This is a genomic window from Pseudarthrobacter sp. AG30 (assembly GCF_003116525.1).
GTDB lineage: Bacteria > Actinomycetota > Actinomycetes > Actinomycetales > Micrococcaceae > Arthrobacter.
Map to the genome: position 1 here is coordinate 1 of NZ_QEHL01000028.1, position 17,418 is coordinate 17,418.

The window sequence follows — 17,418 nt, forward strand, 5'->3', positions numbered from 1 at the left end:
CCCCCAACCAACCCACTGGCCACCAGAAACCCTGCCGCTTGCCGAACTCCCAGCGTGCCCGGATCCGGAAACGGAGGAGCCTGACGGGAACTTGATTGAGCCGGATCAACTCCCTCCAACAGATCCTGTGTGGGACGACTTCTACGCTATGCCGTTCCTCCTGCCGCCAGACCCGCAAGCAGAGTGGCCGTTGCTGTTGATGACAGCGCACGTAGGGGGCGAGCCGCCGAGGCTATTTCCCCACTCCTACCCCAGCCCCACGGCCTTGCCAAAGAGGCTGAAGCCGACGAACGCCACGATGTCCAGCAGCGCGTGGGCGATGACCAGCGGCATGACGCGGCGGGTTCGGGTGTACAGCCAGGCGAAGACCACCCCCATGATTGCGTTGCCGATAAATGGCCCGAAACCCTGGTAGAGGTGATAGCTGCCGCGGAGCAGCGAACTGACGGCGATAGCGAGAGGCGTGCTCCAGCCGAATTTGCCGAAGCGGTCCAAGAGGTAGCCCACCACAATGACTTCTTCCAGGACCGCGTGCCTGATCGCGGACAGGATCAGGACCGGCACCGTCCACCAGTAGGCGTCGAGCGCACTGGGAATGATCGACGTCGTGATTCCCAGCGCGCGGCCGGCGGCGTACAGCCCCAGCGACGGGATCCCGATCAGGGCCGCCAGCCCCAGGCCCTGCAGCAGGTCCCTTCCGGGCCGGGCAAAGTTGAACCCAAGCTTCCGGAACGCCGAACCTGATGAACCGGCGTCGCCCGGGGCGGCCTGGCGCTGGTCCGTGAGGAAGTAGAGGACCAGCAGCACGGGAACCAGCGCAAAGATGATGTCCAGCAACTGGTAGGTCAGGTCAAAGTACTCCCGCGTACTCTGCGACCGGTTCAGGGTGGAGATTCCCTCCGCCAGTGGCGCACGGGTCATCTTATCCAGCAGCTGCACCACAGAGTACACAGCCGACTGGCCGAGTGACAGGCCCAGGACGATCCAGACTTCGAGCCGCAGGCGACGGCGGGAGGGAACCAGCATGTTCCCATCTTGCCCTCAGTTTCTGGATCCGGGCTGATGGAGCGGCCGGAGGGAACCACAAGCCGGGGCAACACCAAGGATCCAGGCAGCACACCAGAGGGCGCACAGGCCACGCTTACACCAGCTGCCGGGCATCAGGCAGGCGCGATAATAACTTCCGTACCCCGGGCTTCGAAGGCCGCCTTGTCGTGGGCAGAAATGCCGGAATCAGTGATGAGCCGGGTGAAGTCGTAACCGTCCATGGTGGCGAAGGCCCGGACGCCCACCTTGGAAGAGTCGGCCAGGACGTACGAGACGCGGGCCCGGCTGGCGAGCAGCGCATTGACCGAGGCCTCCCCTTCGCCGGTGTTGGTGGGTCCCACCTCGGGGTCGATGCCGTTGACTCCGATGAATGCGATGTCCAGCACCACCTTTTGCATGATGATGTCCGTATAGGGCCCAACCAGCTCGTAGGAGCGGGGGTTGAGGATGCCCCCGGTAACCATCACCTTGATGTTGGGCCGCACCGCGAGCTGGCCGGCGATGTTGATGGCGTTGGTGACCACGGTGAGGGTTGGCTGGTTGGACGGGGCGTTCAGGTCTTCCCGCGTCGCAAGGATCTGCGCCAGGGCTGTGCTGGTGGTGCCCCCGCACAGCCCAATGACTGCTCCAGGTCGGATCAGCGCCGATGCGCACTGCGCGATCTGTTCCTTGGCCTCTGCGTGGTCGTCACGGTTGTAGCGTCCGGGCAAGTCGTAGGCCAAGGCACCGGTGGTGGCGCCGCCGCGGGTCCGGGTCAGCAGCCGCCGCTTGGCAAGGCTGTCCAGGTCGCGGCGGGCAGTGGCCGGCGAAACATTCAGGCTGCTGACGATCTCGTCAACTTCCACTTGGCCGGTCCTGGCCAAGAGGTCAAGAATGGCCGTCAGCCGGTCTGTGCGCGTCATGCAGGGGGGCCTTTCAGTACACCAGCCACCCTATCGGATGACGTTTTCTGATTGTAACCCCGGGTGAACAATCAAGAAAAATCACTTAACCGGCAATCTTTACCGAGCCCGCACTCCGGCACGCCACACAGCGTACGTCAGCGGCATGCCCGGGCGGTAAGCGAGGTGGGTGGCGGAGGGTGCGTTGAGCAGGTGGAGGTCGGCCCGGTGGCCGACGGCGATCGATCCTACGGCCCGCTCGCCGTCCGCGTCACGCCCCACCTCCCGGTGCAGCGCCAAGGCACCGCCATAGGTGGCAGCACGGACGGCCTCGTGCACGCTCAGGTGCATCTGGAGAACGGCAGTGGTCACGCAAAATGCCATGGAACTGGTGTAGGACGTGCCCGGGTTGCAGTTGGAGGCCAACGCCACCTGGACGCCAGCATCAAGGAGTGCCCGCGCCGGTGCCAGCGGCTGGCGGGTGGACAGGTCGCATGCGGGCAGGCACGTGGCCACCGTGCCCCGCTCCCCAGTGCCGGTGGCCGGGTCCCACTCGGACCACGAGGCCGCCAGGGCCTTGACGTCCCGCCCGGAAAGGTGGTTCACGTGGTCAACACTGGCAGCGCCCACCTCGACGGCTAATTGGACGCCCGGCCCTTCGCCCAACTGGTTGCCGTGCACGCGCAGGCCGAGCCCGGCGTCGCGGCAGGCCAGGAGCACACGGCGCGACTGCTCGGCAGTGAAGGCACCTTCCTCGCAGAACACGTCCGCCCACTGGACATAGGGCCTGACGGCGGCGAGCATCGGCCCGCAGACCAGGTCCGTGTAGGCCTCGGCATCCTGGCCGGCGGGAACCAGATGCGCACCAAGATAAGTCACCTGGTCTGCCACTGTGGATGCGATCCGGGCGCTCCTGGCCTCATTCTCAATGTCCAGGCCGTACCCGGTCTTCGTCTCCAGGTAGGTGGTCCCCTGCGAGGCGGCCTCAGCCACCCTCCCCATGGCCAGGCGCGTGAGGTCAAAATCGGATGTCGCCCTGGTGGCATTCATGGTGACGGCGATGCCGCCGGCGGCGTAGGCCTCGCCGGCCATCCGGGCTTCGAACTCGGCGGTGCGGTCCCCGGCAAAGAGCAAGTGGCTGTGGGAGTCCACCCATCCCGGCAGCATGGCCCGCCCGCCGGCATCGACGGCGTCGTCCGCGGCAGGTGCATCGGCCGCCGCGCCAATCCACGCGATCCGTTCCCCGTCCACTACCACGGCGGCGTCCCGCAGGACCCGGTGCTCAAGGTCCTGCGTCATCAGCTCGGCGATATTGGTGATCAGGGTGCTCATGGGACCATTCTTCAGCGTCGAATGGACCAGCGTGTGGCAGCTAGTGCCTCCACTGTCCGGGATGCCGGACCCGCCCCGCCTGCGCCGCCGCCGGATTGCCCGGCAAGGATCTGGGTGGCTGCAAACTCCGCCATGGCTGCGGAGGTCTGGAATCCGTAGCCGCCCTGCCCTGCGAGCCAGTAGAACCCCGGCGCTTCGGCATCGAAGCCCGCCACCGGCACCCCGTCCGCCGCTTCGGTGCGCAGGCCCGTCCAGGCACGCCGGATGTGGGTGATCCCGAGGGCGGTCGTGGAGTTCAACATGGCCACCAAGCGTTCCACGTCGCCTGGCCGCGGACGCGCATCCTCGGGGCCGCTGGGCACCGTTTCGGACGGGGAAATCAGCACATCCGGGCCGTCCGGCCGGAAATAGAAAGAATTGTCCGCGGCGGCCACCATGGGGCTGTGTCCAGGCAGGGAGCGTTCGACGGCGGCAATCGCCGCAGTCCGCCGGAACGGCTGGAGGCCGAGCTTCTCGACGCCGCTGATCACGGCGAGTTCATCGGCCCAGGCACCGGCCGCATTGACCAGGACCCCGGCCTCAAAGCCTTCGCTTCCGGCGCCCACCTGCCACCCCGAGCCCTGCCGCTGGGCCGAGTGGACGCGCGCGCCCGTGATGATGTCCGCCCCGGCGGCGAGCGCCCTCTCGCGGTGATCCGCCAGCAGGACAGGGGCGTTGCATCCGAAGGAACCAGTGTCCAGCCCTGCGGCGGTAAACGTTCCCGGCAAGAGCGCCGGGCAGAGCTCGAGGGCACGGTCCACCGTGATCGGCTGCATGTGTCCGCTCGCCTCGGATGCCACATCCGGCTCCGAGCCGATCAACATGAAACTGCGCGGCGCCAGAACCGGTTCGGGCAGTTCCCTGTCGCGGGCGGCAAGCAGTTCGAGGGTCCGGACGGTGAGTTCCTGCACCACGGGAGGCCCGTAACTGGGGATGAGCTGGCGGGCGGAGCGGGAGGACGTGTGGTACGCCAGTTCCTGCTCCGCCTCCACCAGCGCAACGCTGCAACGCCCCGCCAGCGCGGACGCCAGGGACAGGCCGGCGATGCCGCCGCCTACGATCAGGACATCGTAATGTGCTGCCATTGGTCCATCCTCGCAGAGTTCATGCAGGGCGGGGGTTCACGCCAAGCGGGGGTTCACGCCAAGCGGGGGTTCATGCCAGGCGCGCGTTCAGGCCATGCGGCGCTGCCGTTCAGGCTGCCGCCTCGGCACGGCTGGCAACGAACGCACGCACGCATGCTTCGACGTCGTCCGCTGAATGCGCGGCGGACAACTGCACCCGGATCCGGGCGGCACCGCGCGGGACCACGGGGAAGCTGAAGGCAGTGACGAAAACACCGTGCTGCAGCATCCGGTCCGCCACCTTGGCTGCCATCACTGCGTCCCCAAACATGACGGGCACGATGGCGTGCTCGCCCGGGAGCAGGTCGAAGCCTTCCTCGGTCATCCTGCGGCGGAACTGCGCGGCGTTCTCGAACAACCGGCGCCGGAGCTCCGCGGAGCTCTCCACGAGGTCAAGCGCTTTGAGCGTCGCGGCCACAATGGCGGGCGCCAATGAGTTGGAGAACAGGTACGGCCGCGCCTTTTGCCGAAGCATGGCCACGATCTCGCCGCGGCCGGACACGTAGCCGCCGGACGCCCCGCCAAGTGCCTTGCCGAAGGTTCCGGTGTAGATGTCCACCCGGTCCGAAACCCCTGCATGCTCCGGGGTGCCCGCGCCGGTAGCGCCCATGAAGCCCACCGCATGGGAGTCGTCCACCATCACCATGGCGCCGTATTTTTCGGCGAGGTCGCAGATGGCCTCGAGCGGGGCGAGGAAACCGTCCATGGAGAACACGCCGTCGGTGACGATCAGCTTCCGCCGCGCGTCCTGGGCCTCCTGGAGGCGGGCCTCGAGCTCGGCCATGTCCTGGTTGGCGTACCGGTAGCGGCGGGCCTTGCACAGGCGGATGCCGTCAATGATGGAGGCGTGGTTGAGGGCGTCCGAAATGACGGCGTCGTCCGGGCCGAGGAGGGACTCGAAGACGCCGCCGTTGGCGTCGAAGCAGCTGGAGAAGAGGATGGTGTCCTCGGTCCCCAGGAACGCGGAGACCCTGGCCTCGAGGTTGAGGTGCAGGTCCTGGGTTCCACAGATGAAACGGACACTGGCCATGCCGAAGCCGCGCTCATCCATGGCGGTTTTTGCGGCATTGATGATGTCCGGATGGTCGGCCAGGCCCAGGTAGTTGTTGGCACAAAAGTTCAGCACGTCGCTGCCTTGACCGCCGATCCGGCCCGCGATGATGTGGCTTGACTGCGGTGAACTGATGCTGCGTTCGGTCTTGTAGAGTCCCGCGGTGCGGATCTCGTCCAGCTCGCCGCGGAGCTGGTCCTTGATGGTGGTGTACATGGGGTTCCTTACAGTCGGGTCCAGTCGAGGACAACTTTTCCGCCCACGCCGCTGCGGGCAATGTCGAAGCCCTTCTCCCAGTCCGTGGCGGGCAGCGTGTCCGTGACCACGGCGGAGATTCCGGCGTGCAGCACCGGGTTGGAGGAGAGCATGGCGCTCATGGCGTACCAGGTTTCGTACATCTCCCGGCCATAGATGCCTTTGAGCGTGAGCATGTGGGTGACCACCTTGCCCCAGTCGATGGTGATGTCCTGGCTGGGCAAGCCCAGCATGGCGATCCGGCCGCCGTGGTTCATGTTGTCGATCATCTCAGGCAGGGCGGTGGGGTGGCCGGACATTTCCATTCCGACGTCGAACCCCTCCCGCATGCCCAGCTCCCGCTGGGCATCGCGGACGCGGGTCGTGGAGACATCGATGGCGAGGTCGGCGCCCAGCTGCTTGGCCAGCTCCAGCCGCGGCACCGACACATCCGTGATGGCGATCTTGCGCGCGCCGGCGTGGCGGGCCACAGCGATGGCCATCAGGCCGATGGGACCTGCGCCGGTGATGAGCACGTCTTCGCCCACCAGGGGGAAGCTCAGCGCCGTGTGGACGGCGTTGCCGAACGGGTCGAAGATGGCGCCAAGCTCGGGAGTGACCGAGGGGTCGTGGTGGACCCAAACGTTGGTCTCCGGGATGACCACGTATTCGGCGAAGGCGCCGTCCCGTTGGACTCCCACGCTGACCGTGTGGATGCACATCTGCCGGCGCCCTGCACGGCAGTTGCGGCAGATACCGCAGACCACGTGGCCTTCGCCTGAGACTCGGTCTCCCACCTTGACCTCGCGGACGTCCTCGCCCACCTCCACCACTTCGCCGTAGAATTCGTGGCCGGCGATGAGCGGAGCCTCGATCATGCCCTGCGCCCAGGCGTCCCAGGACTGGATGTGGAGGTCGGTTCCGCAGATCCCGGTGGTCATCACGCGGATCTTGACGTCGGCCGGACCCGCCGTGGGTTCCGGCCGGTCGACGAGTTCGAAACCGGCGTGCGGGCCGGCCTTGTACAGGGCCTTCATTGGCGTCCTTACTTCTTGGCATTCACATCAGCGGGTTGGTGTCCTCCTCATTGAAGCCCCGGGAAAGCATTAGCACAACAGGAATCTTCTCAATCGACGATTTAGATTTTCCTAATGTATACACTGGCGGAGTGGAAATACATCAGCTGGAAATCCTCCGCGAACTTGGGGCGCTGGGCAGCGTGAAGGCGGTGGCCGACACCCTCATGGTCACCCCGTCGGCGGTCTCCCAACAACTGGCCCACCTGCAACGGACGGTGGACGTGCCGTTGACGCGCAAGGAGGGCCGGAACCTGGTCCTGACCGAAGCCGGCCAAGTCCTCGCCGACGCCGGCGCCGCGGTCCTCAGTGCCATGGCCGATGCCCGTGGGGCGCTGGGCACGTACCACGGTTCGCCCGCCGGCCGGGTCACCGTCAGTGGGTTCCACAGCGCCGGGCAGGCCCTCTTTGGCCCGCTGGCGCGGATGCTGGACCAGCCGGGACATCCGCGGATCGAACTCTCCGACGAGGACGTCGCCCAGCAGGACTTCCCGGCCCTCACCGCCCGGTACGACCTCGTGCTGGCGCACCGGATGGACCACAGCCCCCGCTGGCCCGCCGAGCGCGTCGCCGTGATCCCGCTGGCCCACGAGCCGCTGGACGTGGCCCTCCCCGCCGGGCACCCGCTGGCCCGGCAGGACACCGTCACGGTGCACGACGTCGGCGCCGAAGCCTGGGTGACCAGCCACCCCGGCTACTCCCCCGCCGACGTGCTCTCCGCCGTCGCGGCCGTATCCAGCCGGGAACCGAACATCGTCCACCGCATCAACGACTACTCCACGGTGGCTGCCCTGGTGGCCGCGGGCGGGGTGGTGGGGCTGCTGCCCAGGTACACCGCCGGGCCGGTCCTGAATCCGGACATTGTCCTGCGCCCGCTCGAAGGCATCAGCACCCGCCGCCGGATCGACCTGCTGGCCAGGCCGGAAAACCTCAAGCGGCGTGCAGTAGTGCTGGTCTGTGAGGCCCTGGAAGACATCATGGCAGGGCTGGTGCAACAGGGGTAAGCGGGAGCTGGCTGGTGCAGGGGCGGGCACGGTGTCACGGACCCGTGGCAGGCGTGGCCGGACCGGCGCAGCTACGTCCCTTCGCCATCCTGATGGTTGCCCGCACCCATCTTTTTGCCCATGCCGTGCCCACGTCCCAACCCCAGGCCCGGGCCGTCACCGGCGCCGTCGACGATCCGCTTGGCAGTGGCCTGGTCCCCGTCCTTCACGCCGGCCACGCGCACGGTGTCGCCGGCGGCGATGTCCGCCATCGATCCGGCTGCCGGCTTGCGGCCCGCACCATCGTCGGCCGCCGAAAGTTTGGTGATCCTGGTGTCCGCGTTGACTGCATAGGACTGGATGAAGCCGTCCTCGCTCTTGACGGTGATGGCGGAGTCGCTGACGGACTCCACGGTTCCGCGCTGTTCGAGGACAGTCTGGAAGGTTCCGTCGGGCTGCTTGACCACTGCCTCACCGTGGAGCGGTTGGCCATGCCGGGACTTCTGCTGCCCGGGTGCCTTCTGCTGCCCGGGTGCCTTTTGTTGGCCCGGTGCCTTCTGCTGTCCCGGTGCAGTCTGGGAGGGGGACGGCGTTGGCGTCCCGGTGGCCGACCAGGCCAGTGCGGCCCCGGTTCCGGAAAGGGCCAAGGCCACCGCCCCGGCCAGCATTGCCTTGCGCATCCTCAATGGGTCCCGGACCATGGTTGTTCCTTCCTCAGCACTGCCAAGGCATCATCGCCCTGTACCCTCCTGTGCCCTGTGGGCTCCAGTCTAGGTCCGCCACGCACGTGCGGCCACGGGTACTTTGCGGCCGGCGGCACCTGAGTACTTAAAGCCCAACCGGGCCGCAGTTGATGTCGTTATGGATGCTCAAAACGGACATCTGCTGCGACCCGGTTGGGTATCGGAGTGCTAAGCGGTGACGCCCAGCTTCTCCAGGATCAACTCCTTGACGCGTCCTGCGTCGGCCTGCCCGCGGGTGGCCTTCATGACCCCGCCCACGATCGCTCCCACGGCCTGCACCTTGCCGGCGCGGATCTTGTCCGCGACGCCGGGCTGCGCGGCCAGTGCGGCGTCGATGGCTTCCAGGAGGGGTCCGTCGTCGGACACCACGGCGAGGCCGCGCGCTTCGACGATCTCTTCCGGGGTGCCTTCGCCGGCGAGCACGCCGTCCAGCACCTGGGAGGCCATCTTGTTGTTGATCTTGCCGGCCTCCACCATGCGGCTGAGCTCCACCACGGTGGCAGCCTCGACGCCCAGCTGGCCTGGGTCCACATCGGCAGCCTTGGCGCGGCCGACGATCTCCCCCATCCACCACTTGCGGGCCACGGAGGCGGAAGCCCCGGCCGCGATGGTTTCCTCGATTTCGTCCAGGACGCCGGCGTTCACAACGTCGCGGAATTCCAGGTCGGAGTAGCCCCAGTCGGCCTTGAGCCGTTTCCGGCGCTCGGCGGGCGGCTCGGGCAGCGTGGCACGCAGTTCCTCCACCCATTCGCGCGAAGCGACCACCGGCACCAGGTCAGGTTCCGGGAAATAGCGGTAATCGTCGGCGTCGGACTTGGGCCGGCCCGAGGTGGTGGTGCGGGTGTCTTCGTGCCAGTGGCGGGTTTCCTGCACCACCGGGTTTCCGGAGTCCAGGACGGCGGCGTGGCGCTGGATCTCGTAGCGCACGGCGTGTTCCACGGCGCGCAGCGAGTTCACGTTCTTCGTTTCGGAGCGGATGCCGAAGCGTTCGCGGCCGTGCGGGCGCAGCGAGACGTTGGCATCGCAACGGACGTTGCCGCGTTCCATCTTTGCGTCGGAAACGCCGAGGTTCTTGACGATTTCGCGGATGGCGGCCACGTACGCCTTGGCGAGCTCCGGTGCGCGGGAGCCCGCCCCCTCGATGGGCTTGGTGACAATTTCCACCAGCGGTACGCCTGCACGGTTGTAGTCCACCAGGGAGAAGTCGGCACCCTGGATGCGGCCGGTGGCGCCGCCCATGTGCGTCAGCTTTCCGGCGTCCTCTTCCATGTGCGCGCGCTCGATTTCCACCCGGAACACGGTGCCGTCGTCGAGTTCAATATCCAGGTAGCCGTCGTACGCGATGGGCTCGTCATACTGCGAGGTCTGGAAGTTCTTGGGGGTATCAGGGTAGAAGTAGTTCTTCCGGGCAAACCGGCAGGATTCGGCGATCTTGCAGTTAAGCGCCAAGCCGATCTTGATGGAGGACTCCACCGCCGTCTTGTTGACCACCGGCAGGACACCGGGCATCCCCAGGTCCACCTCGTTGACGTTGGTGTTCGGCTCGTCGCCGAAGACGTTGGGCGCGGAGGAAAACATCTTGGTCTTGGTGTTCAGTTCGACGTGGACCTCGAAGCCGAGGACGGGGTCGTACTTCTCCATGGCCTCTTCGAAGCTCAGGATTTCGTCGGTGCTCATTATTTTGCCTCCTGGGTTTCGAGGGATTCAGCGCCCAGCGCGGGAGCCTGGGCCAGCAGCGGGCCTCCCCATTTGGCTTCCAGCAAGGACTCCAGGACAGCACCCACCCGGTAGAGGCGGGCATCCTCGCGGGCGGGTGCCAGCAGCTGGATGCCCACGGGCAGGCCGTCCTCGTCTGCCAGGCCGCCGGGCAGGGACAGCCCGGGGACGCCGGCGAGGTTCGCCGGGATGGTGGCGACGTCGTTGAGGTACATGGCCAGGGGGTCGTCCAGTTTTTCGCCGAGCGGGAAGGCCGTGGTGGGGGCGGTGGGCGAGATCAGGACGTCGGCCTGCTCAAAGGCGGCATCAAAGTCCCGCTGGACCAGCGTGCGCACCTTCTGGGCGGACCCGTAGTAGGCGTCGTAGTAGCCGGCCGACAGGGCGTAGGTGCCCAGGATGATGCGGCGCTTGACCTCATCGCCGAAGCCGGCGGCGCGGGTGGCGCCCATGACGCGTTCAATGGTCATGGGACCGTCTTCCGGGAGGACCCGCAGGCCGTACCGGACGCCGTCGAACTTGGCCAGGTTGGAGGAGGCCTCGGACGGCATGATCAGGTAGTAGGCGCCCAGGGCGTACTGGAAGTTCGGGCAGGAGACCTCCACGATCTCCGCGCCGGCTTCCTTGAGCAGCTCCAGGGCATCGTTGAAGCGGTTTTCGACGCCGGCCTGGTAGCCCTCGCCGTGCAGTTCCTTGATGATGCCGATCCGCAGGCCCTCGACGTTGCCGGTCTTCGCTGCGGCAACAAGGTCAGCAAGCGGTTCCGGCAGGGAGGTGGAGTCGCGTGGGTCATGGCCGCCGATGACCTGGTGCAGCAGGGCGGAGTCCAGGACGGTGCGGGTCACGGGGCCGATTTGGTCCAGGGAGGACGCCATGGCGATGGCGCCGTAGCGGGAGACACTGCCGTAAGTGGGCTTCACGCCCACGGTGCCGGTGACGGCGCCGGGCTGGCGGATGGATCCCCCGGTGTCCGTGCCGAGCGCCAGCGGGGCCTCGAAGGCAGCCACGGCCGCAGCTGAACCGCCGCCGGAGCCGCCCGGAATCCGGTCCAGGTCCCAGGGGTTGCGGGTGGGTCCGTAGGCGGAGTGCTCGGTGGAGGAGCCCATGGCGAACTCGTCCAGGTTGGTCTTGCCAAGGATCGGCATCTTGGCCGCGCGCAGCCGCTCGACGACCGTGGCGTCGTACGGGCTGTGCCAGCCTTCGAGGATCTTGGAACCGGCAGTAGTGGGCTGGCCGATGGTGACGATGAGGTCCTTGACGGCGATGGGCACGCCGGCGAGGACGTGCAGGGATTCCGCCTCCGCGCCTCCGGCGGCACGGATGGCGTCAACCTCCGCGGCGACGGCAAGGGCTTCCTCGGCGTTGACGTGCAGGAAGGCATTGACCTGCCCGTCGACGGCGGCGATGCGGTCGAGGTACGCCTGGGTGGCCTGGACGGCGGTGACCTCGCCGGCAGCCAGCTTCTCAGCGAGCTGCGCGGCGGAGAGGCGGATCAGGGTTTCGGCGCTGATGCCGGTGGAGTTCTGTTCAGTCATGGTTATGCCTCATCCAGGATGGCCGGGACCTTGAAACGGTTGTCATCGGAATCCGGAGCACCGGAGAGCGCCTGTTCCGCCGTGAAGGTGTGTCCCACGACGTCGTCGCGGAAGACGTTGGTCAGCGGGATGGGGTGGGAGGTCGCCGGGACGTCATCCCCTGCGGCCTCGCTGACGGACTTGACCGAATCGACGATAACGGCCAGTTCGCCGGCCATCCTGTCCAGCTCTTCGGCACTCATCTCGATGTGAGCGAGCCGCGCGAGATGCGCGACGTCGTCACGGTTGATCGCAGCCATGGATCTCCCCTGCAAAGTTCGAATTGTTTTCCGATCCAGTCTAGTGGGGAAACGCCGATGCCCGTCTGACATCCCCCAGCGGGCGTCAGACGGGCACCTTCGTGCCAGGCCCTGCCTCGGGGACAGGAGCACAGGCAGCTACAGACTAACCGATTCCGATGGCTCCGGTCAGCATCCCGACACCCAGCATGACCAGGGAGATGACGGCGGTACGCCACAGGACTTTCTTGTGGTGGTCACCGAGGTCCACCTTGGCCAGCGAAACCAGCAGCAGGATGGCCGGAACGAGCGGGCTCTGCAGGTGGAACGGCTGGCCGGTGATGGAGGCCCGGGCCATGTCCGCGGCGCCGACACCGTAGTGCGCGGCCGTCTCGCTGAGGACGGGCAGGACGCCGAAGTAGAAGGCGTCGTTGCTCATGAAGAACGTCATGGGGATGCTCAGCACACCGGTGATGACGGCCATGAACGGGCCCATGGAGGACGGGATGATCTGGACCAGCCAGGCGGACATGGCTTCGACCATGCCGGTGCCCTTGAGGACGCCGGTGAGGACGGCGGCGGCCATGACCATGCTGACCACGGCGACGATGGAGGGTGCGTGCGCGATCAACTGGGCGCCCTGGTCCTTGACCTTGGGGAAGTTGACCAGCAGGGCGATGGCCGCGCCCACCATGAACACGAACGGCAGCGGGATGACGTTGGCCACGAGGACCACCATGACAGCGACGGTCAGGGCCAGGTTGAACCAGAACAGCTTGGGACGCAAGGTGCTGCGGTTCGGATCCAGGGCGGTGTCGGTGAGTCCGGCGCTGCTGTCCTCAAGGAGGATGTCCGTGCGCTCCAGCACGGCCACGGAGGATCCTGCCGGGGAGCCGCCGACGGCGGGGGCTGCTCCGCCGGGGTTGCCGCCCTTGCGTCCGGCGCGGGGCGCCGTGCCGCCGGCGGTAGTGCCGCCGTCGAACTCTTCTGCCGTGAAGGGCTCTGCCGAAGACGGGACGCCCCAAATCTCGGGAGCAACGGCACGGAGGCGGTTGCGTTCCTGAAGCCCCAGGAGCCAGGCGAAGGCGAATACCACGACCAGGCCGGCCACCAGGGACGGGATCATGGGGACGAAAACGTCGTTGACATCGATCTTCAGGGCGGTGGCGGCGCGGGCGGTGGGACCACCCCAGGGCAGGATGTTCATGGTGCCGTTGGCCAGGCCGGCCACGCAGGTGAGGACCACGGGGCTCATCTTCAGGCGCAGGTAGACCGGCAGCATGGCGGCGGTGGTGAGGATGAAGGTGGTGGACCCGTCGCCGTCCAGCGACACGGCGGCCGCGAGGATGGCGGTGCCCAGGACCACCTTGGCGGGGTCGTTGCCCAGCTTGCGGAGGATGAACTTCACCAGCGGGTCAAAGAGCCCGACGTCGATCATCAGGCCGAAGTAGATGATGGCGAACATCAGCAGGGCCGCGGTGGAGGTCATGGACTTCATGGAGTCCATAACCATGTCGCCGATGCCCAGGCCGGCGCCGGCAAAGAGACCAAAAACGGTGGGGACAATGATCAACGCCAGCACTGGCGTCAACTTCTTCGTCATGATCAGCACCATGAAAACCGCGATCATGGCGAATCCAAGTATTACCAGCACAGCCGGCTCCTTCTTGTGAACAGCGGCACACCGGTGTGACGCGTGCTACAGACTGTAGGGTGGCGTCCGTCACGGCGGTGCCTTTGGCTCAATTGATTGGCATACTGCTTATTGGGAGCATTTTGCTCATTGTGCTCACGCTGTGTCGGCGCCTGGCGGCAGCCGATACGGTTGAGCCATACCCGTCGCGCCACACCCGTCAAGGAGGATGAATGCAGCGTCCCGCGCCCCGGCAGCCGCTGCGCTTTTCCACCCAGACACTCTTGCTGCAGGTGGCCGTCGTTCTCCTGGTGGTCCTCCTGAGCGCCACGGTGCATGCCTGGCTGACGTATGACCGGGTGGGAAGCGACGCGGAAAACCAGGCCCTGACGCTGGCCAGGACCGTCGCATCCGATCCGGAGGTCAGGGCAGACGTACTGGCCATCAGCGAACAGCCCGGCACTCCCCCGCCGGCCGCGCTCCTCGCGGGTCCGCTGCAGGCCTCCGCAGAGGCCGCACGAACCAGGACCGGGGCCCTGTTCGTAGTGATCACCGACGAAACCGGGATCCGGCTGGCCCACCCGGATCCGCAGCGGCTCGGCGAGAAGGTGAGCACGGACCCGTCCGAGGCGCTGTCCGGGCAGGAAATCACCACCCGGAACACGGGAACCCTGGGCCCTTCCGCCGGAGCAAAGGTTCCGGTGTATGCCCCGGGCACCGCGACGGTGGTGGGTGAGGTGAGCGTGGGCTACTCCATGGAAACCGTGGCCCAGAGCGTGAGCCGCGACATCGGCCCGGTGGCCCTGACCGCCGCCGGCGCACTGCTGGCCGGAGTCCTGGGATCCTTCCTGCTGCGCCGCCGCCTCCAGCGGCTTACCCTGGGCCTGGAACCGGAAGAGATCAGCACGCTGGTCCACGACCAGGTGGCAGTGCTGCAGGGCGTGGACGACGGCGTCATCGGCGTCCGTGCCGACGGCCGGGTCAGCGTGTTCAACGCCGCGGCGCAGCGCCTGCTCGAGTTGCCCGACCTGTCCGGGACACGGTGGGAGGACGCCCCCGTTCCCGCCCAGCTGCAGTCACTCACCAGCCCCGCCCCCGTGGCCGCCGCTCCGCGGTTGGCTGCCGCCGGACCGGAAGGGAATGCCACGGGGCCGGATGCCCTGGAACTGGTGGCGGGCGGCCGGGTCCTGGTGGTCAATGCCCGCAAGGCGCTGCACCGCCGGGAGGACCTGGGCTGGGTGATCATGCTCCGCGACCGCACAGAGCTTCAGGAGCTCACCCGGCAGCTGGACGCCGTGGGCACCATGTCCACGGCCCTGCGCGCCCAGCGGCACGAGTTCGCCAACCAGCTGCACACCCTGGCCGGTTTCTTGGGCATCGGGCAGCACCAGGAGGCCCGTGACTACCTGGCCGGCCTGGCCGCCACCGGTCCCCTGAAGTTCCCCGTAGACCAGGCCGAACTGCTCCAGGACCCCTACCTGCAGGCGTTTGTGGGGGCCAAGGGCGTGGAAGCGGACGAACGCGGCGTCGCCCTCCGCATCGGGCCCGAAACCCTGGTCCGCGGCCAGGTCACGGAGGCCCAGGATGTGACCACGGTGCTGGGGAACCTGATCGACAACGCCGTCAACGCCGCCGTGGCAGGATCCTCGACGGACCGCTGGGTTGAGCTCGAGGTGCTGGATGAGCCGGGCGACGACGGCGGGACGCTGCACATCGTGGTGGCGGACTCGGGCGACGGGCTGGCGGACGGAACCGATCCCGAAGGCGTCTTCGTAGAAGGATTCACCACCGCTGCGGGCCCGGTGCGTGCCGGTGGCGGGCAGGGCTTCGGCCTGGCCCTGGCCAGGCAGCTGGCACGCCGCCGCGGCGGCGACGTCAAAGTACTGGATCGCGGCACCGCCGGCGGGCCGGGCGCCGTCTTCATGGCGGTCCTCCCGCACACGACGGCGGGAAACCCTGCCGCGAAGACCCCCGGGGCAGCCGGAAAGGACAACAATGGCTGATGACTTTCGGGTCCTGATCGTGGACGACGACTTCCATGTGGCCAAGCTGCACGCAGCCTACGTGGACTCCGTGGCCGGGTTCCTGGCCCTGGCCCCCGTTGGCACCGCCTCGCTTGCACTGCAGGCAATCCACAGCCTGCGCCCGGACCTGGTGCTGCTGGATGTCTACCTCCCCGATGCGTCCGGCCTGGACTTGCTGCAGCAGCTGGATGTGGACACGATCATCCTCAGCGCCGCCTCGGATGCCGCCTCCGTCCGGGTGGCATTCCGCCGGGGCGCCTTGGGGTACCTGCTCAAGCCCTTCACCGCTGAGTCGCTGTCCCAGCAGCTTCGTTCCTATGCCAGGTACCGGCGCCTCCTGGGCCAGGCCGGGGCCCTGGACCAGGAGGCCGTGGAACGCGCAAAACGGTCGCTGATCCCGGGGGACGTCACGTCGTCGTCGAAACCCCGCTCGGCAACCGAAGCCGCGGTGCTGGAATCACTGGCTCCGGGCGAACAGTATTCCGCCGCCGAGGTGGCCGCCCGGGTGGGCGTCTCCCGCGCCACGGCGCAGCGCTACCTGTCGTCGCTGGCCGACGACGGCGCCGTGGACATCCAACTGCGCTACGGCACCACGGGCAGGCCGGAACACCGCTACGGCCTGCCGGCAAGGTAGGGCAGGGAGAGCGTCAGGCAGCTTTCCGGGCGACCAGTTCGATCTCGACGAGCATGTTCGGGTCAAGGAACGGCAGCACATGGACCAAGGAGAGGGTGGGGCGGATCTCGCCGAATACTTCGCCGTGTGCCCGGCCGGCCTCTTCCCATTTGCTGATGTCCGTCAGGTACAGCTTGGACTGCACCACATCTTCGTACGCGAAGCCGGCGTCGGCCAGGACCTTGCCGAGCTTCTGCAGGATGTACTGGGTCTGCGTGTAGAAGTCGTCTCCCACGATTCCGTCGTCGCCGCTGGCCGCGGTGGCGGAGATGTAGAGGGTGTTGTCCACCTGGACGGCGCGGGAATAGCCGAGCGTCTGCTCCCAGACGGAGCCGGTGCCGAAGGTTTTACGCATGGGTGGGCCTTTCAAAGCTGGAATGGGTCGCCACCACTGTAGGGCCGCTACAGGTCGCGCCGGTAAACCAGCAGTTTTGTGTCGGTTCCGGGAACGAACCAGTCCCGTTCAGGCACCCGGTGGAAGCCGGTCCTGCGGTACAGGCCATGCGCGCTTTCCCAGTCTTTCCCCGTGGTCAGTGCCACCGCACGGATACCCGGCAGGGTTCGGGCATGGCTGATGATGGCTTCCACCATGGCGCGTCCGGCGCCGCTGCGCTGGACGGCAGGGTCCACCACCAGCATCCGGAATTCCAGTTCGTCCGGCAGGGCAATGTCAGCGTACGGTTCACCGGCAAGTGCCAGGGTGACCGAGCCAATGACCGACCCCTCCCGTTCAGCCACCCAGATAGTGGCCTGCTCCGCGCGCGCCGCAACGTCCATGACCTTGACCATGTACGGGTGGGCGGCGTCGTCGAAGTACCCTGCGGCGAGGTAGGAGTCGCCGGTGATGCGGGCGACGTCGCCGAAGTCGGCTTCGACGGCGGGACGGATGGTTAGCTGCGGCTGCACCCGTCAATGGTAGTGGCGGTTCGGGTCCCCGCGGGCCCAAACGGGGCTTTCCGTGATCGAACTATCAGTACCGGGAGGAGTTACCGCCGCACCCAGGCCGGCCGGCGGACAGCGCGCCCGGCTCGGTACACCTGATATGTAGGTCT

16 protein-coding genes are annotated in these 17,418 nt (G+C 67.2%); 3 read left to right on the forward strand and 13 right to left on the reverse strand.

What is annotated here, in order from left to right; translation table 11 throughout:
- Positions 1–246: 246 nt before the first annotated feature.
- The 6 genes from DC347_RS19435 to tdh form a co-directional block, all read right to left on the reverse strand.
- Entirely contained in the window at positions 247–1,026 is a 780-nt protein-coding gene (locus DC347_RS19435; protein WP_109864144.1) for a CPBP family intramembrane glutamic endopeptidase, read from the reverse strand.
- Between the two features lie 134 nt (positions 1,027–1,160).
- Positions 1,161–1,949: a DeoR/GlpR family DNA-binding transcription regulator gene (locus tag DC347_RS19440; protein WP_018763027.1), complete on the reverse strand. Its 789-nt coding sequence runs from the start codon at positions 1,947–1,949 to the stop codon at positions 1,161–1,163.
- A 99-nt stretch (positions 1,950–2,048) separates the two neighbouring features.
- Positions 2,049–3,260, reverse strand: coding sequence for an imidazolonepropionase (hutI, locus tag DC347_RS19445; RefSeq protein WP_109864145.1), 1,212 nt, complete (start codon positions 3,258–3,260; stop codon positions 2,049–2,051).
- 11 nt (positions 3,261–3,271) lie between these two features.
- Complete coding sequence (locus DC347_RS19450; protein WP_109864146.1) at positions 3,272–4,384, reverse strand: FAD-binding oxidoreductase; 1,113 nt, start codon at positions 4,382–4,384, stop codon at positions 3,272–3,274.
- Between the two features lie 109 nt (positions 4,385–4,493).
- The gene (locus DC347_RS19455; RefSeq protein WP_109864147.1) at positions 4,494–5,690 is read right to left on the reverse strand and encodes a glycine C-acetyltransferase; all 1,197 of its coding nucleotides are present in this window, start codon (positions 5,688–5,690) and stop codon (positions 4,494–4,496) included.
- 8 nt (positions 5,691–5,698) lie between these two features.
- Positions 5,699–6,745 carry an L-threonine 3-dehydrogenase gene (gene tdh / locus DC347_RS19460; protein WP_018763023.1) on the reverse strand — a complete coding sequence of 349 codons (1,047 nt, stop codon included), beginning with the start codon at positions 6,743–6,745 and terminating at the stop codon, positions 5,699–5,701.
- Positions 6,746–6,876: 131 nt separating this feature from the next.
- Between tdh and DC347_RS19465 the strand changes: the two genes are divergently transcribed.
- Positions 6,877–7,788 (forward strand): LysR family transcriptional regulator, encoded by a 912-nt coding sequence (locus DC347_RS19465; protein ID WP_109864148.1) that lies wholly within the window; start codon positions 6,877–6,879, stop codon positions 7,786–7,788.
- Positions 7,789–7,859: 71 nt separating this feature from the next.
- Here the strand turns inward: DC347_RS19465 and DC347_RS19470 are convergent, their stop codons facing one another.
- The 5 genes from DC347_RS19470 to DC347_RS19490 all read right to left on the reverse strand — a co-directional run bounded on the left by DC347_RS19470 (position 7,860) and on the right by DC347_RS19490 (position 13,690).
- Positions 7,860–8,468: a DUF5666 domain-containing protein gene (locus tag DC347_RS19470; RefSeq protein WP_240617868.1), complete on the reverse strand. Its 609-nt coding sequence runs from the start codon at positions 8,466–8,468 to the stop codon at positions 7,860–7,862.
- A 210-nt stretch (positions 8,469–8,678) separates the two neighbouring features.
- The gene (gene gatB / locus DC347_RS19475; protein ID WP_109864150.1) at positions 8,679–10,187 is read right to left on the reverse strand and encodes an Asp-tRNA(Asn)/Glu-tRNA(Gln) amidotransferase subunit GatB; all 1,509 of its coding nucleotides are present in this window, start codon (positions 10,185–10,187) and stop codon (positions 8,679–8,681) included.
- Positions 10,187–11,758 carry an Asp-tRNA(Asn)/Glu-tRNA(Gln) amidotransferase subunit GatA gene (gatA, locus tag DC347_RS19480; protein WP_018763019.1) on the reverse strand — a complete coding sequence of 524 codons (1,572 nt, stop codon included), beginning with the start codon at positions 11,756–11,758 and terminating at the stop codon, positions 10,187–10,189. The genes gatB and gatA overlap by 1 nt, the downstream gene beginning before the upstream one ends.
- 2 nt (positions 11,759–11,760) lie before the next feature.
- Positions 11,761–12,057: an Asp-tRNA(Asn)/Glu-tRNA(Gln) amidotransferase subunit GatC gene (gatC, locus tag DC347_RS19485; RefSeq protein WP_018763018.1), complete on the reverse strand. Its 297-nt coding sequence runs from the start codon at positions 12,055–12,057 to the stop codon at positions 11,761–11,763.
- 145 nt (positions 12,058–12,202) lie between these two features.
- Positions 12,203–13,690 (reverse strand): CitMHS family transporter, encoded by a 1,488-nt coding sequence (locus DC347_RS19490; RefSeq protein ID WP_026264939.1) that lies wholly within the window; start codon positions 13,688–13,690, stop codon positions 12,203–12,205.
- 212 nt (positions 13,691–13,902) lie between these two features.
- On the opposite strand from DC347_RS19490, the gene DC347_RS19495 reads away from it, so the two are divergent.
- Together DC347_RS19495 and DC347_RS19500 are read left to right on the forward strand one after the other, a co-directional pair.
- Positions 13,903–15,672, forward strand: a complete 1,770-nt coding sequence (locus tag DC347_RS19495; protein WP_109864151.1) for an ATP-binding protein — start codon at positions 13,903–13,905, stop codon at positions 15,670–15,672.
- Positions 15,665–16,327, forward strand: a complete 663-nt coding sequence (locus DC347_RS19500; protein WP_018763015.1) for a response regulator — start codon at positions 15,665–15,667, stop codon at positions 16,325–16,327. The genes DC347_RS19495 and DC347_RS19500 overlap by 8 nt, the downstream gene beginning before the upstream one ends.
- 13 nt (positions 16,328–16,340) lie before the next feature.
- On the opposite strand, the gene DC347_RS19505 is transcribed toward DC347_RS19500, so the two are convergent.
- Both DC347_RS19505 and DC347_RS19510 read right to left on the reverse strand, forming a co-directional pair.
- Positions 16,341–16,721 carry a RidA family protein gene (locus DC347_RS19505; protein ID WP_018763014.1) on the reverse strand — a complete coding sequence of 127 codons (381 nt, stop codon included), beginning with the start codon at positions 16,719–16,721 and terminating at the stop codon, positions 16,341–16,343.
- Between the two features lie 47 nt (positions 16,722–16,768).
- Positions 16,769–17,272, reverse strand: a complete 504-nt coding sequence (locus DC347_RS19510) for a GNAT family N-acetyltransferase (protein ID WP_018763013.1) — start codon at positions 17,270–17,272, stop codon at positions 16,769–16,771.
- Positions 17,273–17,418 lie beyond the last annotated feature (146 nt).